7 protein-coding genes are annotated in these 16,201 nt (G+C 72.5%); all 7 read left to right on the forward strand.

From position 1 onward, the window contains the following. Positions 1 to 76 precede the first annotated feature (76 nt). The 7 genes from ACF1ED_RS26025 (at position 77) to ACF1ED_RS26055 (ending at position 16,185) form a co-directional block, all read left to right on the forward strand. Positions 77 to 2,248 carry an FG-GAP-like repeat-containing protein gene (locus ACF1ED_RS26025; protein WP_391764339.1) on the forward strand — a complete coding sequence of 724 codons (2,172 nt, stop codon included), beginning with the start codon at positions 77 to 79 and terminating at the stop codon, positions 2,246 to 2,248. Positions 2,249 to 2,285: 37 nt separating this feature from the next. Beyond that, positions 2,286 to 4,430 carry a hypothetical protein gene (locus tag ACF1ED_RS26030; protein ID WP_391764341.1) on the forward strand — a complete coding sequence of 715 codons (2,145 nt, stop codon included), beginning with the start codon at positions 2,286 to 2,288 and terminating at the stop codon, positions 4,428 to 4,430. A gap of 102 nt (positions 4,431 to 4,532) precedes the next feature. Next, entirely contained in the window at positions 4,533 to 6,770 is a 2,238-nt protein-coding gene (locus tag ACF1ED_RS26035) for an FG-GAP-like repeat-containing protein (protein ID WP_391764343.1), read from the forward strand. A gap of 152 nt (positions 6,771 to 6,922) precedes the next feature. Then, positions 6,923 to 9,205: an FG-GAP repeat domain-containing protein gene (locus ACF1ED_RS26040; RefSeq protein WP_391764345.1), complete on the forward strand. Its 2,283-nt coding sequence runs from the start codon at positions 6,923 to 6,925 to the stop codon at positions 9,203 to 9,205. Positions 9,206 to 9,292: 87 nt separating this feature from the next. Next, the gene (locus tag ACF1ED_RS26045; protein ID WP_391764347.1) at positions 9,293 to 11,554 is read left to right on the forward strand and encodes an FG-GAP repeat domain-containing protein; all 2,262 of its coding nucleotides are present in this window, start codon (positions 9,293 to 9,295) and stop codon (positions 11,552 to 11,554) included. Between the two features lie 132 nt (positions 11,555 to 11,686). Then, a complete protein-coding gene (locus ACF1ED_RS26050) occupies positions 11,687 to 13,192 on the forward strand; it encodes a hypothetical protein (protein ID WP_391764349.1) in 1,506 nt (501 codons plus the stop codon). Positions 13,193 to 14,055: 863 nt separating this feature from the next. Next, the gene (locus tag ACF1ED_RS26055; RefSeq protein ID WP_391764351.1) at positions 14,056 to 16,185 is read left to right on the forward strand and encodes a hypothetical protein; all 2,130 of its coding nucleotides are present in this window, start codon (positions 14,056 to 14,058) and stop codon (positions 16,183 to 16,185) included. The last annotated feature ends 16 nt before the right edge of the window (positions 16,186 to 16,201 follow it).

The following is a 16,201-nucleotide window of genomic DNA, read 5'->3' on the forward strand; positions in this document are numbered from 1 at the left end:
CGGTCCCCTCGTGAGTCTGACCGGGCACGGCATGCGCGTACGCACCGTGCCCGGTTTTCTCTCGTGGGGGTTTCACTTGCAGCACCGCACCGCCGGCTCCGCCCGCCTCGCCACCGCCGTCGCGGCCGTCCTCGCCGTGACGGCCCTCGGCGCGGGCACCCTGGCCACCGCCCCGGCCGCCTTCGCGGCGACGCCGGTTCCGACCGTCACGGCCGGGGCGACGGAGGCCACGGACCTGCCCACGGTCCCGGAGGAGAGCTACTTCAAGGGGGCCGGCCCCAGCGGCTTCCTGACGCAGCCCAAGGGTTCGAGCCAGCTGCTCTGGACGGAGTACGCGAGCGGACGGCAGACGGTCCTCGAGGAGCCGAGGTACGGCGGGTCGGCCTTCTCGGACAACGACGTGGTCGTCCTCGGCGAGGGCCGTTACGAGGACACCTGGCACACGGTCACCCTGCGGGACATGGCCACCCCGTCCGCCCCGGGCGTGGAGATCAAGCTCCTCCCGCTCGACGCCTCCTTCATCGGCGCCGTGAGCTCCACGAGCGTCCTCGCGAACATAGGTCCGGCCGGCGGCCCCATGGAACTGCACATCGTGACCAAGGACGGGGAGACCACGACGACCCGCAAGGTGGCGGGGCTGCCCGACGACGTCAGCTACTTCTGGTTCAGTGCGGTCCGGGGCGGCTTCGCCAAGGTCCTGTACGGCTCGACCCTCGCTCTGATCGACCTCCGGGAGGCGAAGGTCGTCAAGACCTCCCCCTACGGCTCCCCCCTCCTCTTCCCCGACGCGCCGCAGGTCTGGACGGAGAGCGACGCCACCGGTGTCCGCGTCGTCTCCGTCGACCGCGAGACCGGTGAGCGCAAGGAGACCGCCCTCGGCGTCACCGGACCGCTGCGGACGGCGGTGGTGGGCGACTGGTTCATCTACGGCAAGGAGGGCGAGACCGCCACCGCCCTCTCCCTCGTCGACGGCAGGAAGGCCGTCGTCGCCGCCAACGCGACCCAGCTGTCGACCGCGAGCGACGGCAGCGTGCTGCTGGCCGACAGCCGCGCGGGGGAGGGCGGCGCGTACTTCCGGGTCACCGCCGCGGGGGACGGCGCCCCGGTCCTCACCCGGGTGGCGGACATCGTCGTGGGAGACGGGCCGACGATCGAGGCGGTCCACGTCCCCGCCCGGGTGAACCTCGACTCCACCGGCGGCAAGGCGTCCCTGGGCTGGACGCTGTCGCGCCCCGAGGCCCGCCTGCAGGTCGTGATCCAGAACGCGTCCACGGGCCGGCGGTACACGCGGTTCGTGGACTCCCCCACCGGCGACGAGCGCTTCTCCTTCGACTGGGACGGCGTCATCGACGGCGTCGACGCCCCCAACGGCACCTACAACGTCACCGCCACGGCGATGCCGGTCGACAGCGACGAGCCGGCCGACAGCGGGTCCTGGTTCATGACCGTCACCCGCACGGCCAACCCGCACGACTTCACGAACAACGGCTCCACCGACCTCCTCGCCCGCGACGCCTCCGGTGTGCTGTGGCGCGACGACCTGCGGGACCGGCCGGTGGGCGGGCAGACCAGGACCGCCCAGCGGTCGAAGGTCGGCTCCGGGTGGAACACGTACAAGCACATCGAGGCCGCCGGGAACATCGGCGGCGCCGCCCAGGGCGACCTCGTCGCCGTCGACGGCGCCGGCGTGCTCTGGACCTACCTCGGCAAGGGCGATGGCACCTTCACCGCCCGCAAGCAGGTCGGCGGCGGCTGGCAGGGATACGACAAGATCACCGCCGGCTCCGACCTCAACGCCGACGGCCGCGCCGACCTCCTCGCCACCGACCGGTCCGGCGTCCTGTGGTTCTACGCGGGCACCGGCAACGCCGCCGGGCCCTACAAGAAGCGCGTGAGCCTCGGCGGCGGCTGGCAGGCCTACAACCAGATCACCGCCGTCGGGAACATCGCGGGCGGGGACGCCGGCGACCTCGTCGCCCGCGACAAGAACGGCGTCCTCTGGCTCTACCTCGGCAAGGGCGACGGCACCTTCACCGCACGCCGTCAGATCGGCGGCGGCTGGCAGGGCTACTCCCAGCTCGTCGGAGCGGGCGACGTCGACAGCGACGGGCGCCCGGACCTGATCGCGTACGGGGCGGGCGGCACGTACGTGTACCGGTCGACCGGCAGCACCACCTCCCCCTTCGCCCCCCGCGCGAGCACCAACCTCTACGCGGGCGAGGGCACCAAGTTCACCAGCGTCTCCTGACGCCTTCCCCGATCACCGCCCCGAGGAGACAGCAGCCTTGCACCACTCCCGCACCACCCGGATCCGGCTGTCCACCGCCGTCGCCGCCGCCGTCCTGGCCGGCGCGACCATCGGGGCGCTCGGCGGCCCGGCCGTCGCCGCGGCGCCCGTCGCCGTGACCGCGCAGGAGGGCACCGCCTTCCCGTTCCCGCTGGGCGTCGTCCAGAGCGCGGGGCCCACCGGCTTCCTCGCGGACCGTACGGCCGAGGTGGTGTGGACGCGGTACGCGGACGGGGCCGCCACCACGTTCCCGAAGGGCGAGGGGGTGAGCTTCCGGGGCGCCACCGGGGCCGACGTCGTCGTACGGAGCGAGGGGGCCCGCCACACGGTCCACGACATGGCCGGGGGCGGCGACCCCGTCGTCATCGACACGCCCGCGTCGTACGAGCTGCGCGAGGTCGTCGGGTCCACGCTCGTGATGGTCGACGAGAACACCAAGGAGCTCCACCTCGTCAGCCGGACGCCGGGCGCCGGGCGCGTCGACCGCACGGTGGGCGGCCTGGGGACGGGCGCGGTCCCCTGGTACTTCTACGGTTCCACCCCGGGCACCCTCCTCATGGAGACCTCCACGAAGTCCGGCGAGTTCCGCCTCCTCCTGATCGACGTGGCCACCGCCGCCGTCTTCGAGTCGTACGCCCTCACCTCGCACAGCGGCTACGCGCAGGTGACGCCCGGGCGGGTGCTTTTCGGGACCGGGTACGACCAGACCCGCGTCGTGGACCGGACGACGAAGCAGGGCGTGACGTACCCCTACGCGGCGCGGTTCGCCCTGGGCGGGGACTGGCTGGCGGTCATCGGCGGCCCCAGCCCCGAGAGCAAGGTCGTGGTCGACGGCGTCACGTACCCGAACCGGCCGGTCGTCCTCAAGTCGCTGGAGGACGACCGGAAGGTTCCGCTCCTGGACCTCGCGTCCAGGGTGGAGCAGACCGGCGACGGCTCCCTCCTCGTGGAGGGCGGCACCTACGCCGAGGGCCGGGGCCTCTTCCGCGTGGCCCTCGACGCGAGCGGCACGCCGACGGCGACCATGGTCGCGGACCGGCAGAAGGCGCTGGCGCTCGTCATCGAGAAGGCGGACGTCCCGTCCGTGTTCCGGTTCGACGGCAGCGACCCGCTGGTGTCCTGGGAGACCTCCACGCCGAGCGGTGTCAGCCTGGAGCTGACCCACGTGGCCACCGGCCGCAAGGTCACCCTCTGGAGCAACCTCGACGCCTCCATCCGCTGGGACGGCCGCCTCGACCAGCAGATCGGTGCTCACAACGGCGCGTACACCTGGACCCTGCGCGCCTATGCGGGCAACGGCCTGCCCAACGCCGAGAAGACCGGCACCACCACCGTGCAGCGCGCCGGCGCACCACGTGACTTCAACGACAACGGCGGCGCCGACGCGCTCGTCCGCGACAGCGCGGGCAACGTCTCCGCGTACGACATCAGCCAGCTCCTCGCCATGAAGGACCACGACTGCCACGAGGAGGGCTGCCCCCCTCTGCCCGTGACCGACCCCGAGGGCGACGTCCTGGGCACCGGGTGGAACACGTACACGCTCATGGCCGCGCCCTCGGACCGGACCGTCGTCGGCCGCGACCGTGACGGCGTGCTGTGGACGCACCGGAGCGAGAAGCAGAAGCTGCTGCCGCGCACGAAGGTCGGCGGCGGCTGGCAGGTCTACAACAAGATCGTCGGCGGCTCGGACCTGAACGGCGACGGGCGGGGCGACCTCCTCGCCACCGATACCTCCGGCGTCCTGTGGTTCTACGCCTCCACCGGCGACACCGCCACGCCCTTCAAGCCCCGCGTGAAGATCGGCGGCGGCTGGCAGACCTACAACCTCCTCTCCGCCCCCGGGAACGTCGCCGGAGCCACCGGCGGTGACCTCCTCGCCCGCGACGCGAACGGCGTCCTCTGGCTCTACCTCGGCAAGGGCGACGGCACCTTCACCGCCCGCCGCCAGATCGGCGGCGGCTGGCAGAAGTACAGCCACGTCATCCCCGCCGGCCTCAACAGCAAGGGCGTGGCGGACCTGTACGCCGTCGGCGCCGCCGGCTCCGCCCACTACTCCGGCACCAACAGCACCACCCGCCCCTTCGGAGCCGCCCACACCCTGCCGCTGCGCACGGACTCCACCCGGTTCAAGACCTTCTTCTAGAAGATCTCCCGGTTCCGTTACAACCATATAGAGGGATTGACAGTCCAATCGGACGGTACGCACCGATGTGCGTGCCGTCCGATCTCGTTCCAGGAGGAATGCGTGACGTCCACCCATCCCACCCGCCGCCGCGGGCTCGGCTCCGCCGTCGCCGCCGTCCTCTCGGTGACCCTCGGCGCGGGCGCCCTGGCGGGAGCCCCCGAGGCCACGGCCGCGCCGGCCACCGGGTTCGCCGCGGAGGCCACGACGGACGAGCCCGCGACGATCTCCCCCACCCGCTGGGTCATCGGCGGCGGCGAGCACGGCTTCTACTCGATCGACGGCATCAACTACGGGGGCCAGGACCCGTCCTTCGACCAGCTGACCTTCACGCGGTACGCGGACAACGCGGTGACGAACCTCGGCCTGATGACGGCGGAGGACATGTCCCACGCCACCGGTGACGTCGGCGCCCTGGTCAAGGCGTTCTCGTCCTCCGTCAAGCTCTTCGACGGCGCCCGGGGCACGACGATCACCCTGCCGCTCGACACCGAGACCCACTTCGGCGTGCAGATGATGGGCGTCGCCGGCCGGGGACTGCTCGGCCACTCCGGAACGACCGTCAAGTACTACACCGCGAACGAGGGCATGCGGGTGGTCACCGGCATGCCCACGACGACCACCTACCCCGACCTGCTCGGCGCCACGGACTCGCAGGCCGTGCTGTTCACCCGGGACCCGGAGACCAAGGTCCCCTACTGGGCGGTCGTGGACCTGGCCACCGCCAAGGTCGTCCGGTCGTACACCGTCCCGGCCGGGGCGGACCCGGAGTCCCTGGCGTTCACCGACACCCGCATGGCCTGGGTCGAGTACGCGACGGACGACACCACGACGGTGGTCGTCCGCGACCGGGCCACCGGCAAGACGCTCAGGACCGTGCCCCTCGGCAAGGTCACGGGCCACAAGGTGGAGGTCGCCCTGATCGGCGACTGGGTGACGTACGGACGCCCCGGCGGGCTCGCCGCGACCGCTCCCTCCGCCCTCCACGCGCTCACCGCGCGCCGGGTGAGCACCGGCGCGACGGTCAAGCTCCTCGACCACTTCGAGAGGACCCGCTACCCCGCCGGCATCCGGACCGGCCTGGTGATGCGGGGCGGCCGCGTCGCCGAGGGCGCCAGGGGCGAGGGCGTCTACCGGATCGCGCTCGGCACGGACGCGGTGCCGAAGGCGGTGCTGGAGGCGACGACGAACGTGGCCACCGGCCTGCGCACGGTCTCCTCCGTCCTCCCCCACCAGGGCGAGACCCTCCGGCCCGACGCCGCCCCCGGCACCGCCACCCGCTTCTCCTTCCGCCTGAGCCGCCCGGGGGCGAAGGCGGAGGCCGTCATCCGGCACTCCTCCGGCAAGACCCTCCGCCGGACCTGGACGACCAGGACCGACACCGCCTCCTTCGACTGGGAGCACTACCTGGACGCAGGCGACGGCCGCGCGACCGGCGCCCCCAGCGGGGGTTACACCGCCACCTTCACCTTCACGCCGAGCAACGGCATCGGTCCCGCGGCGACCGTCTCGGGCTCCTTCAAGGTCGAACGCGCCAAGGGGCAGCACGACTTCGACCGCAACGCCGACCCGGACTTCTTCGGCCGCGACGCCTCCGGCGTCCTGTGGACCGACAGCACCGTCATGACCTCCACGGGGGAGCTGAACGCCCCGACGCGGCGGATCGGCGGCGGCTGGCAGGTCTACGACCGGATCGAGAGCGCCGGCGGCCAGACCCTGATCGCCCGGGACAAGACCGGGGGCCTCTGGTACTACCCGGGCGACGGCAACGGCGGGACGGGCGCCCGCAAGGCGGTCGGCGGCGGCTGGCAGGTGTACGACAAGCTCGCCGGCGGCAGCGACCTGAACGGCGACGGCAAGGCCGACCTCCTCGCCGCCGACAAGACGGGCGTCCTCTGGTACTACAAGGGCACCGGAAACAGCACCACGCCCTTCACCGGCAAGACCCGGATCGGCGGCGGCTGGGGCAAGTTCAACCAGATCACCGCCACCGGCGACCTCGCCGGAGGGGCCGCCGGCGACCTCGTCGCCCGCGACCGGGACGGCGTCCTCTGGCTCTACCAGGGCAAGGGCGACGGCACCTTCGCCGCCCCGACCCGGGTCGGCGCCGGCTGGAACGCCTACGCCGAGACCGTCGCCGGAGGCGACGCCGACCACGACGGCAAGGCCGACCTGTTCGCTTACAACGCCCGTGAGAAGAGGGTCTACTTCTACGGCGGCACCGGCGACCCCATCCGGCCCTTCACGCTCAGGAACGTGACCACCGTCTTCACCGGGAACGCGTACGACCACATCGCCTGACGGCGGGCAGCCCCCTCCTCGGTCCGCCCCGGCCAAAGCCTTCTTCCAGAAGTCAACCCCTCTGTCTTTACAACCATATAGAGGGATCAGCAGTCTCATCGGACGGTACGCACCGATGTGCGTGCCGTCCGTTCCCGTTCCAGGAGGAATGCGTGACGCCCACCCACCCCGCCCGCCGCCGCGGGCTCGGCGCCGCCGTCGCCACCGCCCTCTCGGTGACCCTCGGCGCGGGCGCCCTGGCGGGTGCCCCCGCGGCCGGCGCCGTCACGGCCGCGCCCGCCAGCGGGTTCGCCGCGGAGGACGCGACGGACGAGCCGGCGGCGATCCCCGCCGACCACTGGGTCCTCGGCGGCGGGAAGGAGGGTTTCTACTCGATCGACGGCGGGGCCGACGGGGATCAGGACTCCACCTTCGGCAGGCTGACCTGGACGCGGTACGCGGACGGCACCAAGAAGGAGTACGACCTCGTCGGGGCGACCTCCCGGCCCATGGTCTCCGGGGACGTCGGAGCGGTCGTCCGGTCCGGCGAGAAGACCGTCGTCCTCGTCGACGCGGCCGAGGGCACCTCCACCACCCTGGAGCTCGACGGCACCACGCACAACGAGGTCAACCCCCTGAAGATCGCGGGCAAGGGCCTGCTCGCCCGCACCGAGGGCGGAACCATCACGTACTACACGGCGGCCGGGGGCGCCCGGAAGGTCACCGGCATACCGGGGACGGACCTGTTCCCCGCCGTGGAGGACGCGACGGACTCCCACGCCGTGATCCGCACCAGGAACGCGGACGGACAGAAGGTCTGGTCGCTCGTGGACCTGGCGGCCGCGAAGGTCGTGCGGACCTACCCCGCCCCGTTCGACCGGCAGAACTTCACGCTCTCCGAGACGCGGATGGCATGGGTCGAGCACCCGACCCTCGACACCGCGAAGGTGGTCGTCCGCGAGCTGGCCACCGGCAGGACCGTCTCCGTACCGCTCGACACGGGCTGGAAGAGCCAGGACCTCCAGGTCGCCCTGGCCGGCGACTGGCTGCTGACCGGCCGCCCCGGCGGCATCCGCACGGACGCCCCCTCGGAGTTCCACGCCCTGACCGCCCGCCAGGTGTCGTCCGACGGAACCGTCGGCCCGGCGGTCCGTCTGCTCGACCACTTCGAGGACGCGAGGGACTTCGAGACCTACAACCCGATGGGCCTGGTGGTCCGGGGCGGCAGCGTCGCCGCCGGGGCCGGCGGCGAGGGCGTCTACCGGATCGCCCCCGGCGCGGACGGCGTGCCCCGGGCCGTGCTCGAAGCGACCACCGGCAGTCCCACCGGAGTGCGTCCCGACTCCACCGTCCTCCCGCACCAGGGCGAGACGGTCCGTCCGGACGCCGTCCCCGGCGCCGTCCCCACCCGCTTCGCCTTCACGCTCAACCGGTGCAACGTGAAGGTCGACGCGGTGATCCGGGACAGCTACGGGAAGGCGCTCCGGGAGACCTGGAACGCCACGACCCGTACGGATTCCGACAACCCGTGCTCCGGCCAGGAGGCCACCTACGACTGGAGTCACTTCCTGGGCACCGGCGACGGCCGCTACACCGGTGCTTCCACCGGCAGTTACGCCGCCTCCTTCACCTTCACCCCGATGAACGGCATCGGCACGGCGACGACCGTCTCGGGCACCTTCAAGGTCGAACGCGTCATCGGGCAGCACGACTTCGACCGCAATGCCCTGCCGGACCTCTTCGCCCGTGACGCCTCCGGCGTCCTGTGGACCGACAGCGTCGCCGGGGCCCACATGCAGCTGAACGCCCCGACGCGGCGGATCGGCGGCGGCTGGCAGGTCTACGACCGGATCGAGAGCGCCGGCGGACAGAAGCTGGTCGCCCGGGACAAGTCCGGAGTGCTCTGGTACTACCCGGGCGACGGCAAGGGCGGGACGGGCGCCCGGCGGTCGATCGGCGGCGGCTGGCAGGTGTACGACAAGCTCGCCGGCGGCAGCGACCTGAACGGCGACGGCAAGGCCGACCTCCTCGCCGCCGACAAGGCGGGCGTGCTCTGGTACTACAAGGGCACCGGGAACAGCACCACGCCCTTCACCGGCAAGACCCGGATCGGCGGCGGCTGGGGCAAGTACGACCTCCTCACCGCCACCGGCGACCTCGCGTACGGGAGCGGCGACGACCTCCTCGCACGCGACCGGGACGGCGTCCTCTGGCTCTACCTCGGCAACGGCGACGGCAACTTCAAGGCCCCCGTCCGCATCGGCGGCGGCTGGCAGGCGTACACGGAGCTCATCGCGGCCGGCGACGCCGACGACCAGGGCCACGGCGACCTGTTCGCGTACGACGCCCGTGAGAAGAAGTTCTACTTCTACACCGGCACCGGTCGCGTCGCTCCCTTCGCGGGAAGGAGGGAGACCACGGTCTTCGCGGGCAACGCCTACGACCACGTCGCCTGACGGCGGATCCCCCGCCCCCGCTCCTCCCCTCTGCCCCTCCCCGCACGGACACCCCGCTCCCCTCCCCCGCGAAGAAAGGACGGCATCGTGAACCCTCGCCGCTCCGGACGGCGGCTCACCGCCGCGATCCTCACCCTGTCGACCGTCACGGCCGTGACGGGGGCCCTCGTCACGGCCCCGGCTGCCACCGCCGCCGTCACGGCCACCGCCGCCGCCGTCACGGCCGCCGCCGAGGCCTCCCCGCTGCCCGTGACCGCGCAGGTGGTCAGCGCCGGTACCACCGGATTCATGACCACCCGTCAGGACGCGGCGGGCAAGACGGTCGTGGAGTGGCGCGGCATCGCCGGCGGGTCGGTCACGGTCCTGGCGACGGGGGCGGAGGGGGCGGTGGGGACGGTGGCGTACGACAGCGCCTCCGACTTCGCCGTGACGAGCGACGGCGAGGGCCGCCGGGTGTCCGTCCGGGACATGCGGCCCGGCGCCACCTGGTCCGCCTCCTACGACCTGGCCCAGGAGTTCCGGCCCGGCGCCCGGCTGACCGACGCGGTCGGCGGGCACCTGTTCGTCACCGTCCCGACGGACGAGGGCTTCCGGGACCTGTACGAGCTGTACGCGCCCGCCGGGGCGGGGGGCGAGGTGCGGAAGACGAAGCTGACCTCCCGCGCCCGGGGCCTCGCCTTCACCGTCGCGGCCTCGGACGGCGACCGGGTGCTGATCCTGGGCTCCAACCAGGTGACCGAGAACCTGAGCCCCCGGGCGTACTGGCGGTCCACCGCGACCCTCGGCGGCGGTGTGACCGTCGACGGCGAGGGGGCACGGGACCTGGGCGAGGACGGCTGGCGGGGGTCGTCGGGCGCGCTCACCGCCGACCACCAGGCGTGGACCACGCGCGACGCGAACGACGACTACCAGCTCGTGGTGGCGTCGTCCGCCGGCGAGCGGAGGATTCCGTCCGGTCCCTCCCTGGGTGCCCCGCTGCTCGCCGGGGTCCTCGGGCAGACGGTCGTCTACGGCGCGGCGCCGCACGTCGAGATGCCGCCGGACGAGTGGTTCCCGCTGTACGGACGGGACCTCGACGCGGCCGAGGGCGCCTCGTACCGGCTCCTGGAGGACTTCTCCAGCGTGGCCCACGCGCCCGACGGCAGCCTGCTGGTGCGCGGCCGGGACACCGAGTCGGAGGGGCTGTTCCGGATCTCGAAGGGCACCGGGCGGCCGGTCGTCACGCGGGTGGCGGACACGGACCGGGGACTGGCGGTGAAGATCGTGTCGAGCTCCGTCCCGGGCACGATCAACCTGCGGACACCGGGCGGGCCCGCCCCGATGCAGTGGACCCTGAACCGCGGCGGGGTCGCCGTCGAGCTGAAGATCAGGTCCTCGCACACCGGCGCGACCCTCACGGTCCCGGTTCCGCACTCCGGGGCGGGGGTCTCCGACCCCTACGTCTTCGTGTGGGACGGCCTGTTCGACGGGAAGCCCGATCCGGGCATCCTGCACACGTGGGAGGTCACCGCCAAGCCGCTCGACGGCCTCGGCGCCCCGGCGAGCGCATCGGGCTCGTTCAAGGTCCTCCAGGTGCCCGGCCCGCACGACTTCGACGGCTCCGGCCAGCCCGAGGTGCTGGCCCGCGACGCCTCGGGGGTCCTGTGGCGCAACGACATCACGGAGAATTACCAGGCGTACGAGCGGTACCAGGTGGGATCCGGCTGGCAGAAGTACGAGCACATCGAGGCCGTCGGGGACATCGCGGGCGAGTACACCGGCGACCTCGTCGCCGTGGACGGCGACGGGGTGCTGTGGCAGTACCTCGGCAAGGGCGATCACAGCGCCTTCACCGGCCGCAAGCAGGTCGGCGGCGGCTGGCAGGTCTACGACAAGATCACCGGCGGCTCCGACCTGAACGGCGACGGCCGCTCCGACCTGGTCGCCACCGACAGGACCGGGGTGCTGTGGTTCTACAGGGGCACCGGTGACGTCGCCAGGCCCTTCGCCCCCCGGGTGAAGGTCGGCGGCGGCTGGCAGGTCTACAACCAGATCACCGCCGTCGGGAACATCGCCGGCGCCTCCGGCGGCGACCTCGTCGCCCGCGACAAGGACGGCGTCCTCTGGCTCTACCAGGGCAACGGCCGCGGCGGTTTCGTCACGCGGGTGAAGGTCGGCGGCGGCTGGCAGGTCTTCACCGAGCTCGTCGGCGTCGGCGACGTCGACCGCGACGGCCGCCCCGACCTCTTCGCGACCGGCCCGAACAGCTCGTCCGTCTACCTCTCCACCGGCTCCGCCACCCGCCCCTTCGTCCGCGTCGCCAACAGCCTGTACGCGGGCGAGGCGGGGAAGTTCAACAGCGTGGCGTGACCGGCCCGTTCGAGTGAACGAACGGAAAACGCGTCACGTACGGCGTACAACCATTCGAACCTCCCGGGGGTCTATCGGGTGCGGTGCCCTCACCGCACCCGACAGACGCCGTGCCCCCAGGAGGCCCTCCGCATGTCCCGCGCCCGCACCCCCCGGCTCCGGCTCACCGCGGCCGTCGCCGTGGCCGTGGCCGCCACGGCCTCCGGCGTGCTCGCCGCTCCGGCGACGGCGGCCCCCGCCGCCGGGAGCCCGGTGACCGCCGCGCAGGCGGCCTCGCAGGACGTCGCGCAGGACGTCGCGCCCTTCCCGAAGGGCAGCACGCTCGTCAGCGCCGGGAAGACCGGTTTCCTCACGAAGGCACCCACGGGCGACGCGCCGTACTCCTGGACGGCGTACGACGGCACCGTCACCCCGCTGGACGGCGGCCGGTACTTCGGCTCCGCCGGGACCGACACGGTCGTGCGGGACGGGGGCGACGGCACGTACACCCTGCGCGACATGGGGTCGGGCGCCGAGCCGGTCGTCATCACGACGCCCGGCACGCTCCTGGGCGTCGTGGATTCGGTGCTCGTGATGCAGGACGGGCAGGAGATCCGGCTGGTGAGCAAGGCGGGGGACGAGGTCGTCCGCCGGGCGGTCACCGGACTGCCGGACGGCACGCGGCACTTCGGCAGCACCGCGCCGGGGGCGTTCACGGTGACGGTGTACGCCCGGACCTCGGCGCAGCTCTCCCTCGTCGACGTCGCCACGGCCTCGGTGACCAGGACCGTCGGCGCCCGCAACCCCCTCCTGGGCTTCGACTCCGTCGCCGGCTCGCCGACGCACATGACCTGGTACGACTACACGCCCTCGGACGACGGCGGATCGTTCCACGTCCTCGACCTCAAGACCAACGAGGTCAAGGTCATGGACGAGATCGGCGCGGGCCGGTCGGTGGCCCTCTCGGAGGACTGGCTGGCGGTCGAGGGCGGAGCGTACGGGGAGGCGGCGCGTCCGCTCGTCCTCCAGTCGCTGTCCCACGGCCGGAAGACGAAGATCCTCGACACCGTCCGCTCCGTACGGACCGGAGCCGGCGGCGCGTTCCTCGTGGACGGCATCCTCGACCGGGTGGAGGGCGTCTACCGGGTCACCGTCGGCACGGACGGCGAGCCCGCCGCGGAACTCGTGGCGCGCGGCGAACGCCTCCCGGACCTCGCCGTCACCCACGGAACGATGCCGTCCGTCGTCGACTTCCCCGCGGACGTGGACCACTGGGCGACCATGTCCTGGGACTTCAACCACTCCGTACGTCCCAAGCTCACGCTGACCCACAAGGCCACCGGACGGCAGCGGAGCCTCTCGTACAGCACCCACACCCCGCCGCCCACCTACCGTTTCTCGTGGGACAGCTACGGCGACCTGGCCGGTGTCGGCGACTACAGCGGCGAATACACCTGGAAGCTGACGGCCACGGAGACGCTCCACGTCGGCCCGACCCTCGAACAGACCGGCACCCTCACCCTCAAGCGCCCCCGGTGGACCGCGACCACGACGAGAACGGCTACCCGGACCTCCTGGTCCGCGACAGCGCCGGCGTGCTGTCCGCGTACGAGACCAAGCAGGTGCGCAACATCCAGGACTGGGCGGGCAAGCAGCTGATCCCGACCACCCTGGGCACCGGCTGGAACACCTACACCCTGATGGCCTCGCCGTCCGAGCGCACCGTCGTCGGCCGCGACCGCGACGGCGTGCTGTGGATCCACAAGGGCCAGGGCCAGAAGCTGCTCCCGCGCACGAAGGTCGGCGGCGGCTGGCAGATCTACAACAAGATCACCGGCGGCTCGGACCTCAACGGCGACGGCCGCGGCGACCTCCTCGCCACCGACACCTCCGGCGCCCTGTGGTTCTACGCCTCCACCGGGGACGCCGCCAAGCCCTTCAAGCCCCGCGTCAAGGTCGGCAGCGGCTGGGGAACCTACAACCTCCTCCTCGCGCCCGGCAACATCGCAGGGGCCTCCGGCGGCGACCTGCTCGCCCGCGACAAGGACGGCGTCCTCTGGCTCTACCTCGGCAAGGGCGACGGGAACTTCACCGCCCGCCGCAAGGTCGGCGGCGGCTGGCAGCGGTTCACCCACCTCGCCCCCTTCGGCAACAAGGGCGTGGACGGCGGCGTCGACCTGTACGCAACCGGCCCCGACGGCGCCCGGATCTACCCGACCACGGGCCGGGTGGACAGCCCCTACGGGACCCCCCGGACCTTGAACCTCCGGTCCGACGACACGTTCAAGACCGTCTTCTAGGTCCTCCGCTTCCTCCTCCCGCCCCTTCGTCCGCGTCGGCAACAGCCTGTGCGCGGGCGAGGCGGGGAAGTCCAACAGCGTGGCGTGACCGGCCCGTTCGGGTGAACGAACGGAAAACGCGTTCCGTACGGCGTACAACCATTCGAACCTCCCGGGGGTCTATCGGGTGCGGTCCTTCCTCACCGCACCCGACAGACCCTGTGCCACCAGGAGGCCCTCCGCATGTCCCGCGCCCGCACCCCCCGGCTCCGGCTCACCGCGGCCGTCGCCGTCGCCGTGGCCGCCACGGCCTCCGGCGTACTCGCCGCTCCGGCGACGGCGGCCCCCGCCGCCATGGCCGCCGCGCCGGTCACCGCGCTCCCGGCGGCCGCCCAGGACGTCGCCCCCTTCCCGAAGGAGGGCAAGCTCGTCAGCGCCGGGAAGACCGGCTTCCTGTACAAGACGGGCGTGGCCGAGGCGCCGTTCGCCTGGAGGGGGTACGACGGCACCGTCACCCCGCTGACCGGCGGCGGCTACGTCGGCGCCGCCGGGTCCGACACGATCGCGCAGGACGGCCCGGACGACACGGTCGTCCTGCGCGACATGGGCTCGGGCGCCGAGCCCGTCGTCATGAAGGGCGCCGGCACGCTCCTGGGCGTCTCGGGCTCGACGCTCGTGATGCGCGACGCGAACGGGGCGTACCTGCTGGACAAGGCCGGTGACCAGGACGTCCGCCGCGACGTCGCCGGCCTTCCGGCGGACGCCACGGACTTCCGGACGCCCATCGGCGCGGAGACGTTCACCGTGTCCAACCTCACCAGCACCCTCTACCTGGTGGACGTCGCCGCGGCCAAGGTGATCGCCACCGCCGCCGCCGACAACAGCATCCTGGGCTTCGGCGCGGTCGCCGGTTCGAAGACCCACCTCGCCTGGTACGACTGGACGCCCGCGGACGACGGCGGCAACTTCCACATCCTCGACGTGGCGACGGACGAGGCGCGGATCGTGCCGGAGGGCAACTCCGTTTCCGAGCCCGTCCTGTCGAAGGAGTGGATGGCGTTCCTCACCGGCTCGGCCCCGGCGGGCAAGGGCAGGCCGCTCGGCCTCCACCCGCTGGCCGGCGGCCAGACCCAGTACGTCCTCGACCGCGCGGACGAGGTGAGGCTCGGCGCCGACGGCTCGTTCCTGGTGAAGGGCGCGCTCGCGCGCGAGGAGGGCGTCTACCGGGTGACCGTGGGCGCGGACGGCAAGCCCGCCGCGGAGCTCGTGGCGAGCAGCGGACGCCTCCCGGACCTCGCCCTGGTGAGCCAGGAGGTGCCCGAGACCTTCACGCTCGACGAGCCGTACGGCTACCAGGAATTCGACTGGACGTTCAACCGCCCGGTGGCGGGAACCCTCAAGCTGGTCCACACCGCCACCGGACGCGAGTACACCCGGTACGGCTCCGACCCGACTCCGCCGCTCTCCATCCTCCTGAGCAACACCGACGTGAACAACATGGGCCTGTACGGCGGCGCGTACACGTGGAAGCTGACGGCCACCGAGCTGTACGACGTCGGCCCGAGCGTCGAGCTGTCCGGCGCCTTCACCGTCAACCGCCCGGCGGCGGCCCGCGACCACGACGAGAACGGCGTCGCGGACGTCCTCGTCCGCGACGCCGAGGGCACGCTGAAGGCGTACGACACCAACCAGCTGCAGCGCATCTACGAGGAGTGGAACCGTCCGCTGGAGCCGACCGTCCTGGGCACCGGCTGGAACACGTACACCCTGATGGCCTCGCCGTCCGAGCGCACAGTCGTCGGCCGCGACCGCGACGGCGTGCTGTGGATCCACAAGGGCCAGGGCCAGAAGCTGCTCCCGCGCACGAAGGTCGGCGGCGGCTGGCAGATCTACAACAAGATCACCGGCGGCTCGGACCTCAACGGCGACGGCCGCGGCGACCTCCTGGCCCGCGACACGGCCGGCGTGCTGTGGTTCTACGCCTCCACCGGCGACACCGCCACGCCCTTCAAGCCCCGCGTGCAGATCGGCGGCGGCTGGCAGCAGTACAACCTCCTCACCGCGCCGGGCAACATCGCCGGGGCCACCGGCGGCGACCTCCTCGCCCGCGACACGAACGGCGTCCTCTGGCTCTACCTCGGCAAGGGCGACGGCACCTTCACCGCCCGCCGCCAGATCGGCGGCGGCTGGCAGCAGTTCACCGACCTCGCCCCCTTCGGCGACAAGAACAAGGACGGCCTGGTCGACCTGTACGCCATCGGGGCCGCCGAGGGCCGCCACTACGCCACCTCGGGCCTGGTGGACGCCCCCTTCAAGCCCGGCGTCACGCTCCACCACCAGCGGACCGTCCTCGGTTCCGGCACCGTCTTCTGAGCCTCGCACCACCTCA

Source organism: Streptomyces sp. NPDC014656 (assembly GCF_043084305.1).
GTDB lineage: Bacteria > Actinomycetota > Actinomycetes > Streptomycetales > Streptomycetaceae > Streptomyces.

Bases quoted from the DNA above. Each gene is read 5' to 3' on its own strand.
- ACF1ED_RS26050 (WP_391764349.1), top strand. From the start codon at position 11,687: ATGTCCCGCGCCCGCACCCCCCGGCTCCGGCTCACCGCGGCCGTCGCC.
- ACF1ED_RS26055 (WP_391764351.1), top strand. From the start codon at position 14,056: ATGTCCCGCGCCCGCACCCCCCGGCTCCGGCTCACCGCGGCCGTCGCC.